This window comes from Bradyrhizobium sp. BR13661 (assembly GCF_029892425.1).
Lineage (GTDB): Bacteria > Pseudomonadota > Alphaproteobacteria > Rhizobiales > Xanthobacteraceae > Bradyrhizobium.
Window position 1 is genome coordinate 197,064 of record NZ_JARXWB010000009.1, and the last position, 23,868, is coordinate 220,931.

22 protein-coding genes and 2 pseudogenes are annotated in these 23,868 nt (G+C 64.5%); 15 read left to right on the forward strand and 9 right to left on the reverse strand.

The genetic code is table 11. The annotated features are described in order from the left end of the window. Positions 1-443: 443 nt before the first annotated feature. Genes M2427_RS17450 through M2427_RS17460 form a run of 3 tightly spaced genes read right to left on the reverse strand, consistent with a single transcriptional unit; the run spans position 444 to position 3,907 of the window. Positions 444-1,028, reverse strand: a complete 585-nt coding sequence (locus M2427_RS17450) for a DUF1254 domain-containing protein (RefSeq protein ID WP_280707691.1) — start codon at positions 1,026-1,028, stop codon at positions 444-446. Next, positions 1,025-1,603 carry a DUF1214 domain-containing protein gene (locus M2427_RS17455; RefSeq protein ID WP_280707693.1) on the reverse strand — a complete coding sequence of 193 codons (579 nt, stop codon included), beginning with the start codon at positions 1,601-1,603 and terminating at the stop codon, positions 1,025-1,027. Before M2427_RS17455 ends, M2427_RS17450 begins: the two co-directional genes overlap by 4 nt. A gap of 9 nt (positions 1,604-1,612) precedes the next feature. Continuing rightward, positions 1,613-3,907, reverse strand: coding sequence for a PBP1A family penicillin-binding protein (locus M2427_RS17460; RefSeq protein WP_280707695.1), 2,295 nt, complete (start codon positions 3,905-3,907; stop codon positions 1,613-1,615). Between the two features lie 294 nt (positions 3,908-4,201). On the opposite strand from M2427_RS17460, the gene M2427_RS17465 reads away from it, so the two are divergent. Next, positions 4,202-4,717 carry a YcgN family cysteine cluster protein gene (locus M2427_RS17465; RefSeq protein WP_280707696.1) on the forward strand — a complete coding sequence of 172 codons (516 nt, stop codon included), beginning with the start codon at positions 4,202-4,204 and terminating at the stop codon, positions 4,715-4,717. 161 nt (positions 4,718-4,878) lie between these two features. After that, a complete protein-coding gene (locus tag M2427_RS17470) occupies positions 4,879-6,468 on the forward strand; it encodes an MDR family MFS transporter (protein WP_280707698.1) in 1,590 nt (529 codons plus the stop codon). 9 nt (positions 6,469-6,477) lie between these two features. Here M2427_RS17470 and M2427_RS17475 read toward each other — a convergent pair. Next, a pseudogene (locus tag M2427_RS17475) lies at positions 6,478-8,136 on the reverse strand (thiamine pyrophosphate-requiring protein); the annotation flags it as partial. Between the two features lie 174 nt (positions 8,137-8,310). On the opposite strand from M2427_RS17475, the gene M2427_RS17480 reads away from it, so the two are divergent. Beyond that, positions 8,311-8,718: a nuclear transport factor 2 family protein gene (locus M2427_RS17480; RefSeq protein ID WP_280707699.1), complete on the forward strand. Its 408-nt coding sequence runs from the start codon at positions 8,311-8,313 to the stop codon at positions 8,716-8,718. A 21-nt stretch (positions 8,719-8,739) separates the two neighbouring features. Here M2427_RS17480 and M2427_RS42115 read toward each other — a convergent pair whose 3' ends face one another. Further along, positions 8,740-8,997, reverse strand: coding sequence for a hypothetical protein (locus tag M2427_RS42115; protein ID WP_348521933.1), 258 nt, complete (start codon positions 8,995-8,997; stop codon positions 8,740-8,742). 312 nt (positions 8,998-9,309) lie between these two features. On the opposite strand from M2427_RS42115, the pseudogene M2427_RS17490 reads away from it, so the two are divergent. Next, positions 9,310-9,435: pseudogene (locus tag M2427_RS17490) on the forward strand (cupin domain-containing protein); the annotation flags it as partial. A gap of 59 nt (positions 9,436-9,494) precedes the next feature. Here M2427_RS17490 and M2427_RS17495 read toward each other — a convergent pair. From M2427_RS17495 to M2427_RS17510, 4 genes are all read right to left on the reverse strand, one after another. Further along, the gene (locus tag M2427_RS17495) at positions 9,495-9,659 is read right to left on the reverse strand and encodes a Flp family type IVb pilin (RefSeq protein WP_280707701.1); all 165 of its coding nucleotides are present in this window, start codon (positions 9,657-9,659) and stop codon (positions 9,495-9,497) included. Between the two features lie 184 nt (positions 9,660-9,843). Then, the gene (locus M2427_RS17500) at positions 9,844-10,026 is read right to left on the reverse strand and encodes a hypothetical protein (protein WP_280707702.1); all 183 of its coding nucleotides are present in this window, start codon (positions 10,024-10,026) and stop codon (positions 9,844-9,846) included. Between the two features lie 187 nt (positions 10,027-10,213). Continuing rightward, positions 10,214-10,450 carry a hypothetical protein gene (locus M2427_RS17505; RefSeq protein WP_280707703.1) on the reverse strand — a complete coding sequence of 79 codons (237 nt, stop codon included), beginning with the start codon at positions 10,448-10,450 and terminating at the stop codon, positions 10,214-10,216. A 58-nt stretch (positions 10,451-10,508) separates the two neighbouring features. Beyond that, positions 10,509-11,495: a Ku protein gene (locus tag M2427_RS17510; protein WP_280707704.1), complete on the reverse strand. Its 987-nt coding sequence runs from the start codon at positions 11,493-11,495 to the stop codon at positions 10,509-10,511. Positions 11,496-11,729: 234 nt separating this feature from the next. Between M2427_RS17510 and M2427_RS17515 the strand changes: the two genes are divergently transcribed. From M2427_RS17515 to M2427_RS17565, 11 genes are all read left to right on the forward strand, one after another. Then, positions 11,730-11,885 carry a hypothetical protein gene (locus M2427_RS17515; RefSeq protein ID WP_177248457.1) on the forward strand — a complete coding sequence of 52 codons (156 nt, stop codon included), beginning with the start codon at positions 11,730-11,732 and terminating at the stop codon, positions 11,883-11,885. A gap of 230 nt (positions 11,886-12,115) precedes the next feature. Then, complete coding sequence (locus tag M2427_RS17520; RefSeq protein WP_011085905.1) at positions 12,116-12,790, forward strand: response regulator transcription factor; 675 nt, start codon at positions 12,116-12,118, stop codon at positions 12,788-12,790. Positions 12,791-12,881: 91 nt separating this feature from the next. Next, positions 12,882-14,258 carry a sensor histidine kinase gene (locus M2427_RS17525; protein WP_280707714.1) on the forward strand — a complete coding sequence of 459 codons (1,377 nt, stop codon included), beginning with the start codon at positions 12,882-12,884 and terminating at the stop codon, positions 14,256-14,258. Between the two features lie 148 nt (positions 14,259-14,406). Beyond that, on the forward strand, positions 14,407-15,810 hold the full coding sequence (locus M2427_RS17530; protein WP_280707715.1) for a hypothetical protein: 1,404 nt from the start codon (positions 14,407-14,409) through the stop codon (positions 15,808-15,810). 99 nt (positions 15,811-15,909) lie between these two features. Continuing rightward, positions 15,910-16,179, forward strand: coding sequence for a hypothetical protein (locus M2427_RS17535; protein ID WP_280707716.1), 270 nt, complete (start codon positions 15,910-15,912; stop codon positions 16,177-16,179). A 130-nt stretch (positions 16,180-16,309) separates the two neighbouring features. Continuing rightward, entirely contained in the window at positions 16,310-17,425 is a 1,116-nt protein-coding gene (gene ccmI, locus M2427_RS17540) for a c-type cytochrome biogenesis protein CcmI (RefSeq protein ID WP_280707717.1), read from the forward strand. A gap of 37 nt (positions 17,426-17,462) precedes the next feature. Next, entirely contained in the window at positions 17,463-17,954 is a 492-nt protein-coding gene (gene ccmE, locus M2427_RS17545) for a cytochrome c maturation protein CcmE (RefSeq protein WP_280707719.1), read from the forward strand. Then, positions 17,951-19,933, forward strand: a complete 1,983-nt coding sequence (locus M2427_RS17550) for a heme lyase CcmF/NrfE family subunit (RefSeq protein ID WP_280707720.1) — start codon at positions 17,951-17,953, stop codon at positions 19,931-19,933. Before ccmE ends, M2427_RS17550 begins: the two co-directional genes overlap by 4 nt. A 3-nt stretch (positions 19,934-19,936) precedes the next feature. Continuing rightward, complete coding sequence (locus M2427_RS17555; RefSeq protein ID WP_280707722.1) at positions 19,937-20,419, forward strand: cytochrome c-type biogenesis protein CcmH; 483 nt, start codon at positions 19,937-19,939, stop codon at positions 20,417-20,419. 129 nt (positions 20,420-20,548) lie between these two features. Next, the gene (locus M2427_RS17560) at positions 20,549-21,892 is read left to right on the forward strand and encodes a HAMP domain-containing methyl-accepting chemotaxis protein (protein ID WP_280707723.1); all 1,344 of its coding nucleotides are present in this window, start codon (positions 20,549-20,551) and stop codon (positions 21,890-21,892) included. Positions 21,893-22,113: 221 nt separating this feature from the next. After that, entirely contained in the window at positions 22,114-23,694 is a 1,581-nt protein-coding gene (locus tag M2427_RS17565; RefSeq protein ID WP_280707725.1) for a Do family serine endopeptidase, read from the forward strand. Positions 23,695-23,868 lie beyond the last annotated feature (174 nt).

Here is a 23,868-nt window from a genome sequence, read left to right on the forward strand (position 1 = left end):
GCCGTCAAAATAGCGGTTACCGGCGATGCCGTGAGCGCGCGCGGACTGGGTCCAGACGGAAAGGACCGCGATCGCAAGAATTGACGTATGTGTCCTCATCCGGCCACGCGTCCAAATTCAATTTGGGTTTTGCTGTATCGATAGTCTGGCTTGTCCCGGGAATAACAACGAACTTCTGATCGCGGCAATCTTCTTGCGGGCACAAAAAAAACCGCGACGGAGCTTTCCGCGCGGGTGTGACGAACTTTCGACGATGTCATTTTGCCAGTGTTTTGCCCGACGAGTCAAACCCTCCCAGATCGAGGGGTGCCGCCGCGCCGCCGTGCGCTGAAAATGGGTGCAGCCGATCGACGAAATCTAGCTCAATGAATTCAACGTCAACGCTACTGTGCATGGGGTTGTTTTCGGCTCTTGAATTCTATCGCGTCTCAACGCCCGGCGCCTCAGCGCCGTCCGCGCGGTGCTTCCGCCCTTGTAGGCGCTTCCGTCTGCGGCGCGCAGGTCGCAGCTTGCAGCGAGCCCTGCGCCTGCGGCATCAGGCCGGGCTCGGCGGCGAGCGCCTTCATCACGATCAGGCCTGTCGTGCTCGGGGAGTCGATGATCAGGCGGTCGGCCGCGGTGACCTCTTCGTCCTCGGGCAAAGCATCGTGCTGCGCCTGTGTCATCAAATCGAGCTCGATCACCTTCTTGCCGGCCGAACGGTCGTTGATGGCGTAATAGGCGATCTCGTTGCGGGTGTAGAACGACACCGACGTATAGGCCTGGCTCACCGGCACCGTGAGCTTGATCGGGCCGCCCGACAGATCATAGCGGCAGATCGCGAGCGCAAAGGCCGGATCCATGAACGGCATCGGCGAGGTGTTGGGATCGGCGAGGGGAAGCTGCGTCACGCCGTTGAGCCTGGTCATCGGCGTCAGCCGCGAATAGGCGTCCTGCGTTGCAATGCGCGGCAAGGCGAGCACGCTGACGAGATGGACCACGAGGCCCAGCACCACGCCGGCGACGATGGTGAACACCAGCCGGATCATGAGCAGCCCACCGTCGCGATAGCAGGCATCGGCGCGTCGCGCTGGGTGCGGGTCGCGACGCCGACAGGCGTGTCGTAAAGGCGGAACATCAGCGCGTAGCGCTCGATGCCGCCGGTCGGCAGCCAGTTGCCGGCGCGCGAGCGCGCGGCGATGTGGATCTCGAACGAGCCGTCGGACTGGCGCACGATCTCCTGGCTGGTGAAGCCGTAGCGTTGCAGCGAGTTGGCGACGAGATGGCCCTTGCGGTCGTACAGCGTCAACGTCCAGAACCGCGCCGGCGGCGTCACGCCGGAGACGACAACGTCGCAGCGGCCGTCGAGCGCCTTCTTCTTGTCGTCAGTTGTCGCGGTGAAGGCGACGCCGTCGCCGGTGCCGATCGGCAGCTCGCCATTGCGCACGATGGTGGCGCGCGAATAGGGATCGACGTCGGCGGTGCCGGTGCGGGGGCGGGCGGTCCATGGGCCGATGGTCAGCGCGCCGATCTCGGTGCCGCGTGTCGTCGTCATCCAGGTCGCGCCCAGGCCGACCACGCTCGCGAGCAGAAGGGCCGTCAATGTGATCAGGAGCAGCCGCACGGGATCAGATCAGTTCTTGCGCGGGGTGGATGCGTTCGCGTTCTCCTCCGCCGCATAATTCTGCGGGAAGGCGAGCGCGCTCGTCGACGACGCCGGCTTGGCCGGCTTCGTGCTGTCGTTATCAGTCGATTTGGTCGCGGTCTTGGCCGCATCGTCGAGCAGCTTCTCGACGCGCACCAGGATGTCGGCGCCGCGCTTGGTCAGCACCGGCGGCGGACCGGGCTTGGTCTCCAGCACCTTCGGGCCCGCATTGGCCTGCGCGTTGGCAACGCGTTCCGGCGGCAGCTTCTGGCCCATGCCGATGCCGGCAATCTCGCGCACCTCGACGCCCTGATGTGCGGCGACCATGATGTCGTGCCAGGTCTGTGCCGGCAGCGAGCCGCCGGTCATGCGGTTGGTCGGCGAGTAGTCGTCATTGCCGTACCAGACCGCGCAGGTGAAATTGCCGGTGTAGCCGACGAACCAGGCGTCGCGATACGCATTCGTCGTGCCGGTCTTGCCGGCGGTCGGAATGCCGTCGAGCGCGGCGCGGCGCGCGGTGCCTTCGCTGACGACGTGGCTCATCATGCCGGCCATGTCGGCGGCGATGTTCGCAGGAATGGCCTGCTTCGGCTTCGGGCCGTCGCGGTCCCAGCGCCAGACCAGATCGCCTGCGCCGGTGCGCACTTCCAGCACCGAATGCGGCGTCACTGACTTGCCGCGGTTCGGGAAGGTCGCATAGGCCACGGCGTGCTCGAGCACGGTGACTTCGTCCGAGCCGATCGGCAGCGACGGCGTGTCGGGCAGGGGCGCCTTGATGCCGAAGCGGCGCGCGACCTCGACGATCTTGGCGCGGCCGATCTTGGCCGGGTTCGGCGCCTTCGGCTGCTCCTTCTGTCCGATCGCGATCGAGAGCTTCACGGGCACGACGTTGATCGAGCGGGTGATCGCCTGCGTCAGCGTCACCGCGCCGGAATAGGAATGGCCATAGTTCTGCGGACACCAATTGCCGATGCAAACGGGGCCGTCGACCACGACCGAGTTCGGCGTGAAGCCGTTCAGGAGTGCGGTGGTGTAGACGTAAGGCTTGAACGACGAGCCCGGCTGGCGATAGGCGTCGACCGCGCGGTTGAACTGGCTCGCGCCGTAATCGCGCCCGCCGACCATGGCGCGGACGCCGCCGTCGAGATCGGAGACGACGGTCGCAGCCTGCGTCGCATGATAGTCGCGGCCGAACTGGCGCAGCTGGTTCTCGATGGCGTCTTCCGCCGCCTTCTGCACGTTGGTGTCGATGGCGAGGCGAACGACGAAGACGCGTTCGGTGTACGACTTCGGGAAGGTATCGACGAGCTTGCGCATCTCGTCGAAGGCGTAGTCGAGATAATAGTTCGGCGAGGCCTCGTCGCGGCGGTCGACCGCGAAGGCCGGGTTGCGGCGGGCGCCGAACACCTGGCCCTCGGTCATGAAGCCGGCATCGACGAGATTGTCGAGCACGACGTTGGCGCGGGCACGCGCGGCGGGCAGGTTGATGTGGGGCGCGTATTTCGTCGGCGCCTTGAACAGGCCGGCGAGCATCGCGGCTTCCGCCAAGGTCACGTCGCGCGCGGACTTGTTGAAGTAGAAATGCGCGGCGCCATCGACGCCGAACGTGCCGCCGCCCATATAGGCGCGGTCGAGATAGAGCTTGAGGATTTCGTTCTTGCTCAGGCGCCATTCCAGCCAGACCGCGAGGAACGCCTCGTTGATCTTGCGCTCGATGGTGCGCTCGTTGCTCAGGAACAAATTCTTGGCAAGCTGCTGCGTGATCGAGGAGCCGCCCTGGCGCACGCCGCCGGCCTGGGCATTGGTGACGAGGGCGCGCGCGGTGCCGGCGATGTCGATGCCGAAATGTTCATAGAAGCGGCGGTCTTCGGTGGCCAGCGTCGCCTTGATCAGGACGTCCGGGAAATCTTCCAGCGGGATCGAGTCGTTATGCTTGATGCCGCGGCTGCCGATCGGGTTGCCGTAGCGGTCGAGGAACGTCACCGCGAGGTCGGACTTCTTCAGCCAGTCCTCGTCCGCGGTCTCGCGGAAGGCCGGGATGGCGAGGATCAGCATCAGCACCATGCCGCCGAGGCCGAGCGTTGCGGCCTCCGACAGCGGCTCAATGAACACCCAGCGCTTCCACCGCCCGATATAGAAGCGGTCCATGAAGGTCGAGTAGCGCTCGTAGAGCTCGCGGATGCCCTTGGCAGAGGAGAACAGCGAGGAGTCGATGCGTGCATCGAGATCCAGGAAGAAGTTCCTGATACGACTCTTCCAGTTGGATGGTGTGTTCTGGACCACCTAGAACCCTTGAGGCTCGCTTCGACAGCGTTCAAGCACCCGGCCGGGGCGGCATCGAGACGTCTTGCGGGATTGTTGCGGCAAACCCAAGGCGCCCGTTTCGCGCACCAAAGGGGACTTGCTGTTCTTCTAGCCGAGCGGCGCCTATAAACCAATGGTCAGGCTCGCAATTTTGAACAACAGGCCTAATTGACCCCCGGTTCATTACGGGCTTTGAGGGCGCTTTCCTTGCAGCCTGACGGCCGCGCGCCCTAGATGGCGCTGGCCGCAGCTCTTTCGAATCGTACCAGGTGCATGACCGCAGCTCGCAAACGACCTTCAGATCAGGATGAATTCTTCTGGAAAACCAAGAAGATGGAGGAGATGTCGACGGCCGAATGGGAGAGCCTGTGCGACGGCTGCGGCCGCTGCTGCCTGAGCAAGCTCGAAGACGAGGATACCGGCGAGATCTACTACACCGATGTCAGCTGCAAGATGCTCGATTCCTGCACGGCTGGCTGCAAGGACTACACGAATCGCTTCGACTTCGTTCCGGACTGCGTGGTCTTGACGCCCGAGAGTGTGCGCAGCCTCAAATGGCTGCCGCCAAGCTGCGGCTACAAGCTCGTCGCCGAGGGGCGCGATCTCTATTGGTGGCATCCGCTGATATCAGGCGATCCGAATACGGTGCACGAGGCCGGCGTCTCCGTGCGCGGCCGGGTCGAGGGCACCGAGGAGAAGATCCCGGACGATGAGCTCGAGAACCACTTGGTGCAATGGCCGGCGCAGCTGCCGAAACGGGCCCGCCTGAAGCGACGCCCCGAGGACTGATCCGCCGGCACTTCCAGATCAATTGTTCGGGATGACCCGGGGGCGGGATGCACCCATGCGCCCCGGTGCCTGCCTGAGAAGAACTTTGCTGTCTAGATTGGCTTCATAGAACGAATCCTTCGCGGCTTTGCACCGCAGCACGCTCGATCTGACAGCCCGAGATGAACCAGTTTGCACGGCAGAGCAGCCAGTCTGCCGACCTCAAGACATTGCCCGACGACATTGCCGAGGAGCTGACACGCCTTCCGGGCGAGGTCATCAGCGTCAGCGACGCGCCGTCGATCTCGCCACCGGCGCCGCTGACCTCGGATGAGGTCCGCACCATCGTCATCAGCCTGATGCTGACGATGTTCCTGGCCGCGCTCGACCAGACCATCGTCGCCACGGCACTGCCGACCATCGGACGTCAGTTCAGCGACGTCTCGAACCTGTCCTGGGTCATCACCGCCTATCTGCTCGCCTCGACCGCAGTCGCGCCGGTGTTCGGGACGCTGAGCGACATCTATGGCCGAAAGGCCATGATCATCGTCTCGCTCAGCCTGTTCATCGCCGGCTCGGTGCTGTGCGCGATCGCGCCGAGCATGCCGATGCTGATTTTGGCGCGCGGCCTCCAGGGACTGGGTGGTGGCGGCATCATGCCCGTCGTGCAGACCGTGATCTCCGACGTCGTGAGCCCGCGCGAGCGTGGCCAGTATCAAGCCTATTTCTCCAGCGTCTGGATGGTCGGCGGCATTCTCGGCCCCGTCATCGGCGGCGTCTTCGCCGAGCATCTGCACTGGTCGATGATCTTCTGGATCAACCTGCCGCTTTCAGCTGCGGCGCTCGCGCTGCTGCTGCCGAAGATGAAGAAGATCCCGGTGTTCCACCGCAAGCGCAAGGTCGACTGGCTCGGCGGCGTGCTGCTGATGGCCTCCGCCGTCGTCTTCATGCTGGTGCTGACCTGGGGCGGCACCCGCTTCAAGTGGCTTTCCCCGACCATTGTTGCGATGGTGGGGGGCGCAGTCGCGCTCGCGCTTACCTTCGTCTGGCACGCGCGCCGCGCCGACGAGCCATTCCTGCCGCTGCCGTTGCTATCAGGGTCGGTTGCGCCGTTCGCGCTGACGGCAGGCGGCTGCGGTCTCGGCGCCATTACCGGCCTCACCGTGCAGCTGCCGCTTTATTACGAGCAGGTCTACCACCTTAGCGCCAGCGAGGCCGGCCTTGCACTGATTCCGCTCGCGGCAGTCTCGACCGTGGGCGCGGCCGTCGCCGGCCGCACCATGGCGCGCGCCAAGCACTACAAGCGCGTCGCCATCGTCGGCACGTCCTGGGCCGCGCTGTGCGCGCTCGGCCTCACGCTGACGACCTTGCCGCTGTCGGCGCTCCTGACGCTGATGGCCGCGTTTGCGCTCGGGCTCGGCACGACCTTCCCGGTCTGCGTGGTCTCGCTGCAGAATTCCGTTGCCCGCCCGCTGGTCGGCACCATTACCGGCGCGATGAATTTCTTCCGCTCGCTGATGTCGTCATTCACGGTCGCTGCATTTGCCGCGATCCTGCTGATTGCGCTCGGCGCCGACATTCCGCTGGCCGGCGAGCATCACGCCGCAGGCGGCATTCCCGCGATCCCCACTGAAGACATGCGGCACGCCTTCCGCTACGTGTTCGCGGCGGCGACCGCGCTGATGACCACCGCCTCGCTCTGCCTGATCATGATGGAGGAGCGGCCGCTCGCCGGTCCTTCCGTGACCAAGCACGTGGAGATGGCGGAGTAGGGAGTCTCCCTACGTCCCCGGCCGCGACACGTCGGTCTCCTTGCTGGTGATGAACTCCAGCAGCACCGGCACGCCTTCCTTCGTTTTCTGGATGCCGCGCTTGATTGCGGGGATGATGTCCTCGGGCTTCGTGACGCGTTCGCCATAGCCGCCAAAGGCGCGTGCCATCGCGGCATAGTCGCCGGAAATATCGGTCGAGCGATATTTCTCCGTCGAGATCGGCATGACTTTGAGCTCGATCGCCATCGAGAAATTGTTGAGCAGGACCGACATGATCGGAATGCGCTCGCGCACCGCCGTCTCGAAATCCATTCCCGTAAAACCGATCGCGGCATCGCCCCACACATTGATGCAGAGCTTGTCGGGCTTTGCCAGCTTGGCGCCCATCGCAAGCCCAAGGCCGTAGCCGAGCTGCGTGGTTTTGCCCCAGCCGAGATAGGAGAGGGGTGTCACCGCCTTCCAGAACGGCGAGAGCTGGTCGCGCGGGCTGCCGGCATCATGGGTGATGATGGTGTTGTCGATGTCGACGGTGTGCTGCAAGTCCCACAGCACGCGATAGGGGTTGAGCGGCGCATCATTGCTGGTGAGCTTCGGCGTCCATTTCGCCAGCCACTCCCTGTGCGAGGCCGCGATCTCGGCGGCGACCGCGGAAGCATCGCGATCCGCGGTGACGGTCTTGCCGATCTCCTCCAGCAGCGCATCGAGCACGAGGCCGGCATCGCCGACGAGGCCGATCTTCGCCTCGACGTCCTTGTTGAGATGGTTCGGATCGAGCGTCGAATGGATAATGGTCTTGCCCTTCGGCATCGCGATGCCGAAACTGGTCTCGGTGAAGGAGCAGCCGATGCCGAAGATGACGTCGGCCTCAGCGAGAAACTTCGGCACCGCGCGCGGCACGGCGAGGCCGCCCGAGCCGAGCGAGAGTGGATGCGTCTCGGGGAATGATGATTTGCCGCCAAGACTGGTGGTCACGGGAATGGCGAGCCGTTCTGCCAATCGCTTCAATTGCGGCCACGCTTGCGCGTAATGCACGCCCTGGCCGGCATAGATCACCGGACGTCCGGCCTTGACGAGCAGGGCCGCTGCTTCCTTCACATGCACGGGGTCGGCGCCGTAGCGGGTGCGCAGCACCGGCGTGTAGTTCAGCGGCTCCGGCACCTCCTCGTTCCACACGTCCGCGGGGATTTCGACGATGACAGGCCCGCCGCGGCCGTTCTTGAGCTTGGTGAAGGCGCGTCGGAAGATATTGGCGACTTCGGCGGCAAGGATGATCGGCTCGGATGATTTCGCAAACGGCCTCATCGCCTCGCTGGAATTGAAGTTCGGCTCGATATGCGCGAGCCGGCGCTGATAGCCCATCGGCAGCACCAGCACGGGCACGGATTCGCCAAAGCACTGCGCGACACCGCCCATCGCGTTCTCCGCGCCGGGTCCGTGCTGCATGCAGAACGCACCGATCGTGCGCCCCGACGTGACGCGCGAGATCGCATCCGCCATGTGTACCCCGACGCGCTCCTGGCGCACCATCACCGGGCGGATCTCGGCTTTGGCCGCGTGCTCGATCAGATGATTGACGGGATAGCCGCAGAGGATCTCGATCCCCTCGCGCCGCATGATTTCCGCAATGGCGGTGCCGAGCTTCATGGCGTCTCTCTCCTCAGGCAGAGGCCGGTTGCTCCGGCTGTTGGGGAGAGAGGATCAGGAAAACGACAAACCGTAAAGCGCAGCCCTGGCGCGTAAGCGCTGGGGCAGGCATGCAGGCCGGTGTCATGCGCCTCGTCCGGATTTCGGCAGGAGTTTTGCAACGTAGCCCGGGATGGCCGGGAAATATTTGGAGGCGACATGACTGACGGCGTACGCGATCTTTTCGATCATTGGGAACGGGTCTGGCACGACGCCCAATACGACCTGATCCCCGACTGCGTTGGCTCGCATTACATCCGCCACGACGAGAAGGGCGATCGGACCGTCACACGCGATGAATATGCCGCGGAATTGCGGGCCGTTCATCGAGACCGTCCCGGAATCCGCGTCGTGGTCTACGATCACTCCTTCACCGCGGATCGTGCCTGGTTCCGCTTTGCATTTGTCTGGCCTGATTCCGCGACCGGCGAAATGCGCAGCCGCGCCGGCATGCAGGCCTATCGCATCGAGGGCGGCAAGCTGGCCGAGACCTGGATTACGATGCTCGGCCTCGGCACCACATGGGCGGACGAGCCGCAACAGCGATGGACCAGCCGGAAGGGATGAGGAGTTCCGGTGGCAAACTTCCTATTTGCAGTTCTTGCAGATCGTCAGCTTTCGCTTCAGCGCCTCGTCTTCCTGGTCGACCAATGACTGGCTGTCGAGGCCATTTGTATCCCGCGCGGAGCGTGACCTCACAGGCTGGGTCACCTGGCTGGGTTTGTCACTGTCGTCGACGGTGGCGCTGAAGCCATCGTAATCGGCGGCTGGGTTTGGCGCCGACCCGACCACAGGCAGCGAAGGTTCTGCAGGAGATGCCGCGGGCGTGCGATGATCGTTCGTCACCGCGGTCGGCTCCCTCTTGGGTTTAGCGCTTTTGGCATTCGCATGCGGTGGCGATGCATTGGGCGGAGCCAGCGAAACCGGCGGTGTAGCCGAACTCTGCGCTCTCGCGCCGTCATGCGACCAGAGGCCGATCAAGATCAGGCTGAAAGCCAGGAGCATCGCGCGTCTCATCGGCGTCCTTCAAGCGATTTTGGTTCAATGATTGACGGCATGGCTTTTCGCGCCACGTCGCAAAGAATACCAGCACCCATTTGGCCGTCAAAGTTGACGGAAATGAGCCGCTATCGCCAGCGATACCGAAGTGCGCCAGTTCCGCCGGGATTGAAGCATTGGCACGGGGCGTCCGCGACCGCGGCGATGACACACATCGCGATCCGGGAGTCTTTGGACGGCAAGAACGTGAACTCGCTAGAGAAGGTCCGTGAGGAACAATACCGGAAGCAGGGACCCGGACGCCGTCATTGCTTCGCTACGCTCGCAATGACGGGAGGCCAGCCTTACTTCGTGGCCGCGCTGATCGAGTTGAACTTGTTGCTGAGCAGGACACTGCCGGTGTTGGTCACGACGGTGACGATGGCGAGCGCGATGCCGGCGGCGATCAGGCCATATTCGATCGCGGTGGCGCCCTTCTCATCGGCAAGAAAAGACTTGAGCACAATCATCGCCAACTCCTGTTCATCCGGACCAATATAAGCGCGCGTCGTTATCAAAGTCGTAAAGCGATCAACGAGGCGCTTGCGCGCGTTAAAGGGCAGGTTGGGCAGACCTTGCCTTCTGTGTCTTAAGGTAACAGCCGTTAAACGAAGGTTTCATTATCCACTTCAAATGAACGGAAGCGGGCCTGGCTCAATTGGCGGTGGTGTGCTCCGGCGTGCCGCTGCGGCGGCGCCCCAGCACTGCAGCGATACGTCCGACCAGATAGCTCACGACACGCGGCTGCGCCCGCAACGCCGTATCGGCGATGCGTTCTTCCTCGGCCGTGTCGCTCACGAGGCCGATGTAGTTCTTGCTGGCGTCCTGCTGCGGCACGGAGGTGCGAACCCTGGCTCAATCGATGGCGGACCATGGTGCGCGCAAAGGCAATCAGCGGTTAATTTTGTGTCCCGTAGGAATACCCGGGTGCGGTATGATGGCATGTGCCGCCGAAAATGACCCGGCCGCTTAAGGGATTGTTGAGGCTGTTCGTCAACCGATCGGCAAGCATGCCGATCTCGGCTCATGCGCGGCGGTCGTCCGCATTCAACGCGCGCAGCATGCCGATGCGCGCGAATATCAGCCAGCCGCCGCCGGTTTCTGCCGCGTTGATCAGCATCTCGATGGCGGTCTGCCAGTGCGGATCCTGCTGCTCAGCCTCAGGCAGCTGCATGATGAAGTCGGCGGCCTCTTGCAGCGTGCGCAGCTTGGCGCTGCCGCGCAAGCTGATCGGATCGTCGAACGGCGTCGACCAGGGCATGTCAGTCTGCCCGGTCGGTGAGGGGAGGTGTCACGGCGCGATCGGCGACGCGATGTGGTCAGCCGGCCTTCTTGGTTCGCGTGGTCGCGCGCACCGGCTTGTCGGCCTTCTTGGGCGCGGCCTCCCTGGCGGCGGCGTCCTTGCCGCCCTTGCCCGAGATCGGCAGCAGCATCTCGCGCTGTCCCTCGACACGCTTCTTCGGCTTCTTCGCCTTGGTCGTTTCCTTCGCTGGCTCCTTGGCAACCTTCGCCGCGGGAGCCGCTTCCTTCTCGTTCGCCAGGCTCTTCTTCAGCGCGTCCATCAGATTGATGACGTTGCCGCCGCTCTTTGGCGTGGCCTTGGCCGCGATCGGCGCGCCCGAGCGCTTCTTGTTGATGAGATCGATCAGCGCCGTCTCGTAATGATCTTCGAACAGCTCGGGCTCGAACGCGCCCGACTTCTTCTCGACGATGTGCTTGGCGAGGTCGAGCATGTCCTTCGTCAGCTTCACGTCCTGGATGTCGTCGAAATACTCGCTCTCGCTGCGGACTTCGTAGGGGTAGCGCAGCAGCGTGCCCATCAGCCCGCTCTCGAGCGGCTCCAGCGCAATGATGTGCTCGCGATTGGTCAGCACCACGCGGCCGATCGCGACCTTGTCCATGCTGCGAATTGTCTCGCGGATGACCGCATAGGCGTCGTGGCCGACCTTGCCGTCGGGCACGAGATAATAGGGGCGGATCAGATAGCGATTGTCGATGTCGGCCTTGGGCACGAACTCGTCGATGTCGATCGTGTGGGTCGAGTCCAGCGCGATGTCGTCGAGCTCGTCCTTGGTGACCTCGATGTAGGTGTCGGTGTCGACCTTGTAGCCCTTGACGATGTCCTCGGAGGTCACCTCGTCGCCGGTCTCGGCGTCGACCTTGAGATACTTGATCCGGTGGCCGGTCTTGCGATTGATCTGGTTGAACGAGACCTTCTCGGTATCCGACGTGGCCGGATACAGCGCGACCGGGCAGGTCACGAGCGACAGACGCAGAAAACCCTTCCAATTGGCGCGGGGGGCCATGGGCTACTCCAAACGCAACGGGGACAGACCTATGAGGATACCATCGGGGAACACCGAATCATACACAGGTCCGTGCGGAATCTTGCAACTGCGTTAACCAGTCGCTGACTCCAGCGGTTTGGCCCATTTGGGCAGCAAAAGCCGGAACATCAATTCGGGTCGGGCGTTGGCTCAGGACACAGGGCCGTGATCGGACGCGGTCATCGGGGGCGGCATCCAGAAATTGAGGTCACCATGGCAACCACGCGCGAGGACCGTCAGATCGTCGAAACAGCCACCGAGGCGCGCCAGGGCGAACCAGGGCCGTCGGTGGCAGCGCTGCTCGCCATTTCGACCGGACTTGCGATCCTGATCCTCGCCGTCATCTGGTTCGTGTTCTTCCGGACCTGACGGAAAACCGGCAGGAAGGGCGGACCTTCCGGAGAGCCGCGATACGCGACAGATTGCGCCCGCCATGCTGCCGGTTCGTCCGGTGGCTTGGCGGGCGCGGTCGCGTTTGACGCGAAGAGATCGTATATGACTAAAAAGTAACGCAGACGGTTCCGTGCGTTCATACTCGGTTCACGCCGGAATTGCTCATCTCTGGCGATCGATTGTGCAATCTATTTCTGGAGAGAAGCGTGCGCCTGCTCGTTGTTGAGGACGACCCCGATCTCAATCGCCAGCTTACCAAGGCGCTGACGGACGCCGGCTATGTCGTCGACCGCGCCTTCGACGGTGAGGAAGGACACTATCTCGGCGACAACGAACCGTATGACGCCGTGGTGCTCGATATCGGCCTGCCCAAGAAGGACGGCATCTCGGTGCTGGAGGCCTGGCGCCGCAACGGCCGCACCATGCCGGTTTTGATCCTCACCGCGCGCGACCGCTGGAGCGACAAGGTCCAGGGTTTCGATGCCGGCGCCGACGATTACGTCGCCAAGCCGTTCCATCTGGAAGAGGTGCTGGCGCGGATCCGCGCGCTGCTGCGCCGCTCGACCGGCCACGCCCAAAGCGAGCTCTCCTGTGGTCCTGTTACCCTCGACACCCGCACCGGCCGGGTCAGCGTGTCGGGCAACCCGGTCAAGATGACCTCGCACGAATATCGGCTTCTGGCCTATCTGATGCACCATTCGGGGCGCGTCGTGTCGCGCACCGAGCTGGTCGAGCATCTCTACGACCAGGATTTCGACCGCGACTCCAACACGATTGAGGTCTTTGTCGGCCGCATCCGCAAGAAGCTCGACGTCGACATCATCCAGACCGTCCGCGGCCTCGGCTATCTCCTGACCCCGCCGCCGGCCCCCGGCGCCTGAGGCGTGTGGGCTTGACGGACGGCTCGACACGGGCCTTGGTCCGGTCATGACCGCTGAAGCCATGCCCCCTCATGCTCCCGGGATCATTCCGATGCCCGCCAGCTCGCTTGCGAACCGCCTGTTCCTGTCGGCGACCGCCTGGCTCGTGGTGATCCTGGCGATTACGGGCGTGGTGCTGTCGTCGGTCTACAAGAACGCAACCGAGCGCGCCTTCGACCGCCGGCTCAATCTCTCTCTGCGTACGCTCGTCGCGGAAGTCGCGACCCCCGACGAGCCGCCTGACCGCCAGTTCCAATCGCTCGGCGAGCCCCTGTTCGAGCTGCCGCTGTCCGGCTGGTATTGGCAGATCACGCGCACCGACACCGAAAAGCCGGAGGTACGCACGTCGAAATCGCTCTGGGACAAGAAGCTGCCGAAGCTGGAGGATCAGGGCACCGAGCTCACCGCCGCCGGCATCCGGCTCGCCTATGTGGACGGGCCTGAGGGGCAGAATTTGCGCATGGTGGAGCGGCCGGTCGATCTCGGCGGCGACGGCAAATACCTCGTCAGCGTCGCCGGCGATTCCACAGAGATTTTCGACGAGACGCGGAGCTTCGACTATTACCTCGGCGGCACCTTCACCGCGCTCGGCATCGTGCTGCTGCTGACCACCGTGTTCCAGGTCCGCTTCGGTCTCGCACCGCTCAAGCGCATCTCCGAATCCATCGCCGACATCCGTTCGGGCAGGGCCGAGCGGCTCGAGGGTGAATTCCCGGTCGAGATCGCGCCGCTCGCGCGCGAGACCAACGCGCTGATCGATGCCAACAGAGAGATCGTGGAGCGCGCCCGCACTCATGTCGGCAATCTCGCGCATGCGATCAAGACACCGCTCTCGGTCATCGTCAATGAAGCCGGCTCGCACGCGGCCGATCCGTTCGCGGCCAAGGTGATGGAGCAGGCCGACGTGATGCGGAGCCAGCTCGCCCATCATCTGGAGCGGGCGCGCATCGCGGCGAGAGTCTCGGTCGTAGGCACGGTGACGGAGGTCGCCCCCGCGATCGAAGCGCTGCGGCGGACGATGGAAAAGATCTATCGCGGTCGCGGCATCGCGGTCGAGGCCAAGGCCGATCCGTCGGCAAAATTCCGGGGCGAGCGCCAGGATCTGGAGGAAATGGTCGGCAACCTCGTCGACAATGCCTGCAAATGGGCGGCCTCACGCGTCTTCATCGAGGTTTTGGTCGAGCCACCGATCGAGGCCGGTGCTGGCCTCAGGCTCCGGCTCATCGTCGATGACGACGGGCGCGGCCTCTCGGAGGCCGAGCGCGCCCAGGTCTCCCGCAGGGGCCAGCGGCTCGACGAATCCAAGCCGGGTTCCGGGCTCGGGCTCTCGATCGTGACGGACCTCGCCGCGCTATATGGCGGCAGCCTCTCGCTGGGCAGCGCGCCGATCGGGGGCTTGCGCGCCGAGCTGGTGTTGCCGGGAATTTAATCCTCTGATTTGGCACGATTATTTTGGCTTCCGGGCGAAACCGGAGGCATTCGGACTGACTTCCTCAACGGCTTCTTAAGGCGCGCCCACCTATGATCGGCGCGGACGCATCCTACGTCCGCCATTTTACCGTGCATTACCCGGGCGCATGAGCCAGACATCGATCGAGCGGCTGAGGGAATATCTCGCGCAGCTCCCGCCGCAGGCGCAGGCGCTGCTGATGCGGGAGTTCGAGCGCGCGCTCGAGCGCGGCCAGGACACCGCTGTCGCGACCCTGGTGCTCGAGCAGCTGCGCAAGATCGTGCGCAAGACCGAGGCCGACGAAGCTGCCCCGCCGCGAACCGACGATCTGTCACGGCTGCTGTTCCAGGTGCTGGAGCCGTTCCTGGTGGAGGCCGGAGTCCCGATCCGGGTCGGCCAGATCCGCCGCTCCTCGCTGCATCCGATCTGGCAATGGCTCGGCCGCGATGGCGCCCCGGACAAGATCAACGAATTCGAGGCGGCGCTGGCGCACATGCCGGTGACAGATAGTTCAGGGCAGGTCGAGGCGTTGGCGCTCAAGCTCCAGGCCGTGGCCGCGGACGCCATCTTCGAGCTGACAGGGCCCGGTGGCGGCGACAAGTCGCGTGCGCTCGCCCGTGTCGGTCCGCCCAATGTGATCGAAGACCTCTATTCGATCGGCGCGTTGCTTGCCGTTCGCGAGGCCCTCGACACGCTCAATGAAAAACTGCCGCGCTTCCTGCGCACATTCGGCGATCCCCAGATCGCTTCGGTGACCGCTGCACTCAACATTCCCGTGCTGCAGACCCCGCAGATGCTTCCGTTTGCGCTGTCCATGGTGGTCCAGCGCATGACCGCGCCGTGGCAGATCATCCGCCTTGCCATCAAGATTGCCGCGTCCGATGACGAGATCCGCGTCGCCGCGACGCCTTATGGCGTCGCCGTCACGATGGCGCTGCACGACCTGTCCCGCGTCGCCGCCAATCTGCGCATGGACATCAAGCGCGGTCATTTCGAGACCGTTGCAGACAATCTGAAGGCGCTGCATGACGGCGTGCGCGGCTTGCGCACCGAACTCGACCTGCGCAACGATTCCGCCTGGGGCAAGCAGCTGACCTCGATCCGGGCCGACATCTCCAATGCCCTGCAATCGGAGATCGACAGCGTTCCCGGTCGGGTTCGCCGCATCCTGCGCCAGCGTCCCGAAAAGGAGATTCCGCCCGGAGCACGGGTCGACACCACCGAGGTCGAGGAGACCGTGGCGCTGATCGACTTCGTCGCGACCTGCCGCAACTATGCCAGCGAGCTTGCGATCAACGAGGTGACGCTGCGCACCTATTCCGACCTGCAGCAATATGTGGAGCGGTCGACCGAGCAGGCGGTGCAGTCGCTGCGGGGCGCCGATCACAAGGTCCGCACCTACCGCCAGCAGCAGGTGCAGGCCGCGATCCGCTTCTGCCAGGTGCTGTTCGGCGACGATTACGCCTCGCTGATGAGCCGGGCCGCGGAGAACGCGGCGACGGTGGAGCGCAAATCGACGCGCGCGAGCTGATTCAGGGGTATTTTTTCGTATTCACAATTTCTGGTTGACCTTGCCGGCTGCGGGCCCTACGCTCCCGTGCAAGCATTTGGAATTTCTATCTGTGGGCGCATGAAACCCTTTATCAGCTCCATCGAAATTGAGAACCGCGTCATTGTTGCCAAATATCAACGGCTGATGGTCGGTGCGAAGGTGGTGCTGGTCGAGAAGGCGAGCGGTCGGCAGTTGCCCGAGACCGTGACAAGGGTTGCATCGCCCGTTCCCGTCGGGGCGCTTCGGATCAGATTGCCCGACGCTATCGAGCCCGGAACATACTTCCTGAGGGCCCTCAACGGACATGGCGAGGACGCCGCGCAAAGCGCGGACTTCGAGATCGGCTAAGTCGTTGGATTTTCACCATTTCGGGACTGTGCGGCTCGCGCCAAATTGACAATTGTCAATTGCCGCATCGTCCGGCCGTGGTGTAAAGCCACATGGAGGCGCGGTTTGCGCGCTGCCGGAAGCTTGCCTGATGACGCTATGGTTCGTGTTCGCGCTGATGACGGTCGCGGCGATATTCGCCGTGCTCTGGCCGCTCGGCCGTGGCGGACGTCGCGACAATCAAGGCAGCGAAGTCGCGGTCTACAAGGACCAGCTGGCCGAGATCGAGCGCGATCTTGCCGCAGGACTCATCGCCGCGCCGGAAGCCGAGGCGGCGCGCATCGAGATCAGCCGCCGGCTTCTCGCCGCTGACAGCAGCGAGTCCGCGATCGCTCCCGCATCCAACCCCAAATGGCGCCGTGCGGCGGCCGTGCTGGCGCTCGTCGGTCTGCCTCTGGTGGCGGTCGCGATCTACGCGCCGCTCGGCTCGCCCGCACTTCGCGACTTCCCGCTGGCGCAGCGGGAGCGCGGGGCTGGCACCAATATGGCGCAGTCGCTCGAGAACCTCGTCGAGCAGGTCCAGCAACATCTGGAAAAAAATCCGGCCGACGGTCGCGGCTGGAACGTGCTCGCGCCGGTGCTGGAGCGGCTTGGCCGTTTCGACGAGGCCGTGCGCGCCTATCGCAATTCGATCACCTATAACGGCGAGAGCGCCGAGCGCCGCTCCGATCTCGGTGAGGCGATCGCGGCCGCCGCCAGCGGCGTGGTGACGGCCGAAGCCAAGACCGAGTTCGAGCGCGCGCATGCGCTCAACGCCGACGATCCCAAGGCGAACTATTTCCTCGGACTCGCGGCCGAGCAGGACGGCCGCAAGGATGACGCGGCGAATATCTGGCGCGCGCTGCTCGCGAAAGCGCCGGCGGATGCGCCGTGGCGGCCCCTGGTGCAGACCTCGCTCGCGCGGGTCGGCGGCGGCGGCGTGACGATGCCGGCGCTCTCCGACGAGACCATCGCGGCGTCCAAGGAGATGAACGACGGCGATCGCAACGTGATGATCCGCGGCATGGTCGATCGTCTCGCCACGCGCCTCAAGCAGAACGGCGACGACGTCGAGGGCTGGCTGCGTCTGGTGCGCGCTTATCTCGTGATGGGCGATCGCGACAAGGCGCTTGGTGCCACGACCGACGCCCGCCAGGCGGTTGCCAAAGATTCCGAGCGGCTGCGCCAGCTCAACGAAGGCCTCAGGACCCTCGGGCTCGACGGATGACAGTCGCAGCACGAGACGAGCGGAGAACGGACACGCCATGACGCGAAAGCAGCGACGTATGACCATCATCGGCGGCTCGCTCGCCGTGCTCGCGCTTGCGGCCGCGCTGGTGCTCAACGCACTTCGCGACTCCATCGTGTTCTTCTCGACCCCGACCATGGTGGCCGAAAAGCATGTCCAGCCTGGCAAACGTTTTCGTCTTGGCGGCCTGGTGCAGCCGGGCTCGCTCCATCGCGGCGACAATCTGGCGGTGACATTTGAAGTTGCCGATGGCGGTGCCAAGCTGCCCGTCGCCTACAAGGGCATCCTGCCTGATCTGTTCCGCGAAGGGCAGGGCGTCGTCGCCGAGGGCGCGCTCGATGCCGACGGCGTATTCAAGGCCGACACCGTGCTCGCCAAGCACGACGAGACCTACATGCCGAAGGATGTCGCCGATGCCCTGAAGAAGCAGGGTCACTGGAAGGATGATTACGGCGGAAAGCCCGCGGCGACCACGGCGCAGGGCAATTCGCAGGGAGCGGTGCGGTGATCGCGGAAGCCGGACATTACGCACTGGTGCTGGCGCTCGCGCTGGCGCTGATCCAGTCCTTCGTGCCTGTCATCGGCGCGCGCCTGCGCGATCCCGCGCTGATGAACGTGGCGCGCTCCACCGCGCTGGCGCAGCTCTTGTTCGTCGGCGCCTCGTTCATTGCGCTCGTAACGCTGCACGTGAACTCGGACTTCTCCGTCGCCAACGTCTACGAGAATTCGCACTCGATGAAGCCGCTGATCTACAAGATCACCGGCGTGTGGGGAAACCATGAAGGCTCGATGCTGCTGTGGGTGTCGATCCTGGCGCTGTTCGGCGCCCTGGTCGCGGCCTTCGGCAACAATCTGCCGCTGTCGCTGCGCGCGCATGTGCTGGCCGTCCAGGCCTGGATCGCCAGCGCGTTTTATCTCTTCATCCTGATCACCTCGAACCCATTCCTGCGCATCGTCAATCCGCCGATCGAGGGACGCGATCTCAATCCGGTGCTGCAGGACATTGGTCTCGCCGTGCATCCGCCGATGCTTTATCTCGGCTATGTCGGCTTCTCGATCTCGTTTTCCTTCGCGATCGCGGCGCTGATCGAGGGGCGGATCGATGCGGCCTGGGCGCGCTGGGTGCGGCCGTGGACGCTGGTCGCCTGGATCTTCCTGACGCTCGGCATCGCCATGGGCTCGTACTGGGCCTATTACGAGCTCGGCTGGGGCGGCTGGTGGTTCTGGGACCCGGTCGAGAACGCCTCGCTGATGCCGTGGCTCGCCGGCACCGCGCTGTTGCATTCGGCGCTGGTGATGGAGAAGCGCAACGCGCTGAAAGTCTGGACCATCCTTCTGTCGATCCTGACCTTCTCGCTGTCGCTGCTCGGCACCTTCCTGGTGCGTTCGGGTGTCATCACCTCCGTGCACGCCTTCGCCAATGATCCGACCCGCGGCGTGTTCATTCTCCTGATCCTCTGCCTGTTCATCGGTGGCAGCCTGTCGCTGTTCGCGGGCCGCGCGACCTCGTTGAAGCAGGGCGGCCTGTTCGCGCCGATCTCGCGCGAAGGCGCGCTGGTGCTGAACAATCTGCTGCTCACCGTGGCCTGCGCCGTCGTGCTGTTCGGAACGCTCTATCCGTTGGCGATGGAAGTGCTCGCCGACTTCAAGATGTCGGTCGGGGCTCCCTTCTACAATCTCACCTTCGTGCCGCTGTTTACGCTGCTGCTGCTCGCCGTGCCGTTCGGGCCGATGCTGGCGTGGAAACGCGGTGACCTGCTCGGTGTCACCCAGCGCCTGCTGGCGGCCGGTGTCGCAGGTCTCGTCGTGATCGCTATTGTCTGGGCCTGGACGCGCGGCGGCAGCGCGCTGGCGCCGCTGGCGATCGGGCTTGGTGTCTTCGTCATCGCCGGCGCCATGACGGATTTGGCAGAACGGACCGGCCTGTTTCGCCTGCCGTTCGTGACGACGCTGCACCGTGCGCGCGGTCTGCCACGCTCGGCCTGGGGCACCGCGTTTGCGCATGCCGGCCTGGGCGTCGCGCTGATCGGGATCGTCTGCGAGACCACCTGGAACAGCGAGTACATCGCGACGATGAAGCCGAACGATGTCGCGCGGGTCGCCGGCTATGACCTGAAGCTCGACGGCCTGCTCGAGCGGCAGGGGCCGAACTACCGCGAGATGGTCGCCCAGTTCAACATCAGCCGCGGTGGCGAAGCGCTCAGTGTCATGACGCCGTCGAAGCGCAGTTTTACCACGCGTGGCTCCTCGACCACGGAGGCGGCACTTTTGACTCGCGGCGCGAGCCAGCTCTACATCTCCCTCGGCGACGTCACCGCAGAGGGTGCGATCGCCGTCCGCATCTATCACAAGCCGTTCGTGCTTCTGATCTGGTGGGGGCCGGTGCTGATGGCGTTTGGCGGCATGCTGTCGTTGTCCGACCGGCGCCTGCGGGTCGGTGCGCCGAAGCCGGCGCGGGCCAGGCAGCGCCTGCAACCGGCGGAGTGATCGATGCGCCGGATGATGTCCGCCGTTGTCGCGCTGATGCTGCTGGCCGTGCCCGCGGTGCACGCCGTGCAGCCCGACGAGATCATGTCCGATCCCGTGAAGGAGGCGCGTGCGCGCGATCTGTCGCGCGAGCTGCGCTGCATGGTCTGCCAGAACCAGTCGATCGACGATTCCGATGCGCCGCTCGCGCGCGATCTGCGGCTGCTGGTGCGCGAGCGGATCGCGGCCGGCGACAGCAATTCGCAGGTGCTCGACTTCCTGGTCGCGCGTTACGGCGAGTTCGTGCTGCTGAAGCCGCGCTTCGAACAGAAGACCATGTTGTTGTGGCTGCTGGCGCCGCTGCTGCTGGCCGGTGGGGGCTTTGCGCTCTGGCGGCAAAATCGTCGCCGCTCCCAAAGTGGTGCAGATGTACCAGCGCCGCCGCTGACGCCGGACGAAGAGAGGCGGCTCGCGGCCCTGATGTCGGACGAAGGCAGATCTTCCTAGCTGCATCAATCGTTCTGGCTACGCAGTGCCACCTGGCCCGCCCGCGGGCTGGTGCCGCGTGGTTCATGCTATGTTGACCTTTGTCTGGAACCCTGTCGCAAGATTTGATTCCAGAATCTTGAGTCCCCCATGTTCACGAATAGCAATCTGACGATCCGCTTTCTGGTCGGTGCCGTCGTCGCTGCATTATTGTTCCTGCTGAGTATCGGGGGCGGTACCGGGTTCGTCGCGGTGCTCTATCTCAACAACGAGATCACCAGCCTGTCGTCCGACTTCGCCGCGCTGAGCGGTCCTGCGCACGACCACGCGATGCAGATCTACCAGCAAGCCCAGGCCGCATTCTCCTATTTCCTGGCCGCTTGCGGCATGATCGCCGTCGTCGCCGTCGCGATCTGCCTCACCACCTGGTTTGCGGTGCGCAATGGCATCCTTCATCCTCTGGCGGCGATCGTGCATGCCATGCGCGAGGTCGCCGACCAGAAGTTCGAGACACCGGTACCGGGCCTCGGCGGCACCAACGAGATCGGTCTGCTCGCCGGCGCGCTGGAAGTGTTCAAGACCAATGGGATCGAGCGGCGCCATCTTACCGCTCAGCAACTCCACGAAGCACAGCACCAGGCCGAGCGGTCGAAATATCTTGATGCCCGGATCAGGAGTTTCAACGAGCTCGTTGCCAGCGTCGTCGACAGTGTGGCGTCCTCGGCCGTGCATCTGAAGCGCAACGCCGAGACGCTGTCGCAGACCGCCAACGAGACCAGCACCAAGGCCAACGCGGTCGCGAGCGCCGCGAGCTTGGCCAGCTCCAGCGTGCAGACGGTCGCGGGCTCCGCCGAGGAGATGACGAATTCGATCGGCACGATCAGCCGCCGCGTCACGGACGCGACCCAGCGCGCCGAGGGTGCAGCGACGCAAGCCGAGAAGAGCCGCGATACCATCCACACGCTGTCGGATGCCGCCGACAAGATCGGCGAGGTCGTGCAGCTCGTGCAGGCGATCGCATCGCAGACCAATCTGCTGGCGCTCAACGCCACCATCGAGGCGGCGCGCGCAGGCGAAGCCGGCAAGGGTTTTGCGGTGGTTGCTTCCGAAGTGAAGAGCCTCGCGCATCAGACCAGCAAAGCGACGGAGGAGATCACCTCACACGTCGCCAGCATCCAGGGCATCACCGCGGAGACGCGCGGCGCGATCGACGCCATCTCGAAGACGCTGTCGGAGATCTCGTCGATCATGTCCGGCATCGAGGTCGACACCGCCCAGCAGCGCAACGCCACGCAGGACATCACCCGCAGCGCACAGGACGCGGCACGCGGAACGCTCGACGTCTCCAATCACATTGTCCAGATCACCTCGACCTCGGCCGAGACCGGCCGTATGGCCGCTGAAGCCCGGGATTCCGCGGTCGACCTGTCGCAGCAGGCCGAGACCCTCAAGCGCGAAGTCGACGAATTCATCGTCAGCGTCAGGGCGAGCTGACGGAGTGGGATAGCGTGTCGGCACCGATCTCAGGAACCTCATTAAGTTCCTGTAAGACCGCGATTTTTGGCCTGCGCTAAACAGCCGCAGCGCTGGGCCCCCTTCATTACAAAAGTTTAACCCCGCAGCCAGCGCGCGGTAAGGCGGAAGCCCCCATCTTCAGGTCCGTAAGGTGCTGCCATCAGGCACCAAAAGGATTTCAAGGCCCTGGAGACCTCTGCATGACCGACCGTATCGACCTCACGAACCTTCCGTCCTACCGGCAGCCCCGCCGTTCGCTGTTTTCCGCCCGCAGGATCGCGCTGATGGCCTCGGTCGTCGCCGGTCTCGGCATCGCGGTCCACGGCTTCAGCCCGTCGACGTCGCCTGCCGACCTGTTCTCCACCCCGGCCAACGCGCAGGTCAACAACGAGGTCAAGAAGGTCGAGCGTCCGATCGGTTTTGCCGACATCGTCGAGCGCGTGAAGCCCTCGGTGATCTCGGTCAAGGTCAATATCAAGGAGAAGACTGCAAGCAACGACGATGGCGACGACGCGCAATCGCCGTTCCAGCCGGGCTCGCCGATGGAGCGCTTTTTCCGTCGCTTCGGCGGTCCGGACGGCATTCCCGGGCTGAAGGGCGGCGGTCGCGGCCGCGTCGTGCAGGGCCAGGGCTCCGGCTTCTTCATCTCTGCTGACGGCTTTGCCGTGACCAACAACCACGTGGTCGACGGCGCCGACAAGGTCGAGGTCACCACCGACGACGGCAAGACCTACAGCGCCAAGGTGATCGGCTCCGATCAGCGCACTGACCTGGCCTTGATCAAGGTCGAGGGCGGTTCGAACTTCCCGTTCGCCAAGCTCGCCGACGCCAAGCCGCGGATCGGCGACTGGGTGCTCGCGGTCGGCAATCCCTTCGGTCTCGGCGGCACCGTCACCGCGGGCATCGTCTCGGCCAGCGGCCGCGACATCGGCAACGGTCCCTATGACGATTTCATCCAGATCGACGCGCCCGTCAACAAGGGCAATTCCGGCGGTCCGGCTTTCGACACCAACGGCGAAGTGATGGGCGTCAACACCGCGATCTACTCGCCCTCCGGCGGCAGCGTCGGCATCGCGTTCTCGATCCCCGCTGCGACGGTGAAGAGCGTCGTGGCCCAGCTCAAGGACAAGGGCTCGGTCAGCCGCGGCTGGATCGGCGTGCAGATTCAGCCCGTCACCTCTGATATCGCCGACAGCCTCGGCATGAAGAAGGCCGAAGGCGCGCTGGTGGCGGAGCCGCAGAAGGAGGGTCCGGCCGCGAAGGCCGGCATCGAGTCCGGCGACGTGATCACATCGGTCAACGGCGAATCCGTCAAGGATGCGCGCGAGCTCGCCCGCACCATCGGCGGCATGCCGCCCGGCGCGTCCGTGAAGCTCAATGTGCTGCACAAGGGCCAGGACAAGGTCGTGAACCTCACCCTCGGCCAGCTGCCGAACACGGTCGAGGCCAAGGCCGACATCGATAACGACAACGGCAAGGGCGCCAGCAAGGGCACCGACGTGCCGAAGCTCGGCATGACAGTTGCACCTGCCAATTCCGTGGCCGGCGCCGGCAAGGACGGCGTGGTGGTCACCGAAGTCGATCCGAAGAGCGCGGCCGCCGAGCGCGGCTTCAAGGAAGGCGACGTGATTCTCGAAGTCGGTGGCAAGAGCGTGAGCACCGCCGGCGATGTCCGCGACGCCATCACCGCGGCGCGGACCGACAACAAGAACAGCGTCCTGATGCGCGTGAAGAGCGGCGGCCAGTCGCGCTTCGTCGCGGTGCCCATTGCCAAGGGCTGAGCAAGGGCTAACCAGGGCTGAGCCTCAGGAGGCTCGCGAGATGAAGGTGTCGCCGGCTTAGTCGCCCCCGCCGTCGGCATTCTTCCGGGGAGCAGCGCAACGCGCGCTCCCCATGCCTACCTTCCGGTGGAAATACGCCCCCCTCCGTCGGAAGGTCTAGGGCGGTGAGGTCCC

Bases quoted from the DNA above. Each gene is read 5' to 3' on its own strand.
- M2427_RS17530 (WP_280707715.1), top strand. From the start codon at position 14,407: ATGAGCCAGACATCGATCGAGCGGCTGAGGGAATATCTCGCGCAGCTC.
- M2427_RS17470 (WP_280707698.1), top strand. From the start codon at position 4,879: ATGAACCAGTTTGCACGGCAGAGCAGCCAGTCTGCCGACCTCAAGACA.
- M2427_RS17505 (WP_280707703.1), bottom strand. From the start codon at position 10,450: ATGCCCTGGTCGACGCCGTTCGACGATCCGATCAGCTTGCGCGGCAGC.
- M2427_RS17525 (WP_280707714.1), top strand. From the start codon at position 12,882: ATGCCCGCCAGCTCGCTTGCGAACCGCCTGTTCCTGTCGGCGACCGCC.
- M2427_RS17480 (WP_280707699.1), top strand. From the start codon at position 8,311: ATGACTGACGGCGTACGCGATCTTTTCGATCATTGGGAACGGGTCTGG.
- ccmI (WP_280707717.1), top strand. From the start codon at position 16,310: ATGACGCTATGGTTCGTGTTCGCGCTGATGACGGTCGCGGCGATATTC.
- M2427_RS17450 (WP_280707691.1), bottom strand. From the start codon at position 1,028: ATGATCCGGCTGGTGTTCACCATCGTCGCCGGCGTGGTGCTGGGCCTC.
- M2427_RS17555 (WP_280707722.1), top strand. From the start codon at position 19,937: ATGCGCCGGATGATGTCCGCCGTTGTCGCGCTGATGCTGCTGGCCGTG.
- M2427_RS17515 (WP_177248457.1), top strand. From the start codon at position 11,730: ATGGCAACCACGCGCGAGGACCGTCAGATCGTCGAAACAGCCACCGAG.
- M2427_RS17565 (WP_280707725.1), top strand. From the start codon at position 22,114: ATGACCGACCGTATCGACCTCACGAACCTTCCGTCCTACCGGCAGCCC.
- M2427_RS17560 (WP_280707723.1), top strand. From the start codon at position 20,549: ATGTTCACGAATAGCAATCTGACGATCCGCTTTCTGGTCGGTGCCGTC.
- ccmE (WP_280707719.1), top strand. From the start codon at position 17,463: ATGACGCGAAAGCAGCGACGTATGACCATCATCGGCGGCTCGCTCGCC.
- M2427_RS17510 (WP_280707704.1), bottom strand. From the start codon at position 11,495: ATGGCCCCCCGCGCCAATTGGAAGGGTTTTCTGCGTCTGTCGCTCGTG.
- M2427_RS17535 (WP_280707716.1), top strand. From the start codon at position 15,910: ATGAAACCCTTTATCAGCTCCATCGAAATTGAGAACCGCGTCATTGTT.
- M2427_RS17465 (WP_280707696.1), top strand. From the start codon at position 4,202: ATGACCGCAGCTCGCAAACGACCTTCAGATCAGGATGAATTCTTCTGG.
- M2427_RS17495 (WP_280707701.1), bottom strand. From the start codon at position 9,659: ATGATTGTGCTCAAGTCTTTTCTTGCCGATGAGAAGGGCGCCACCGCG.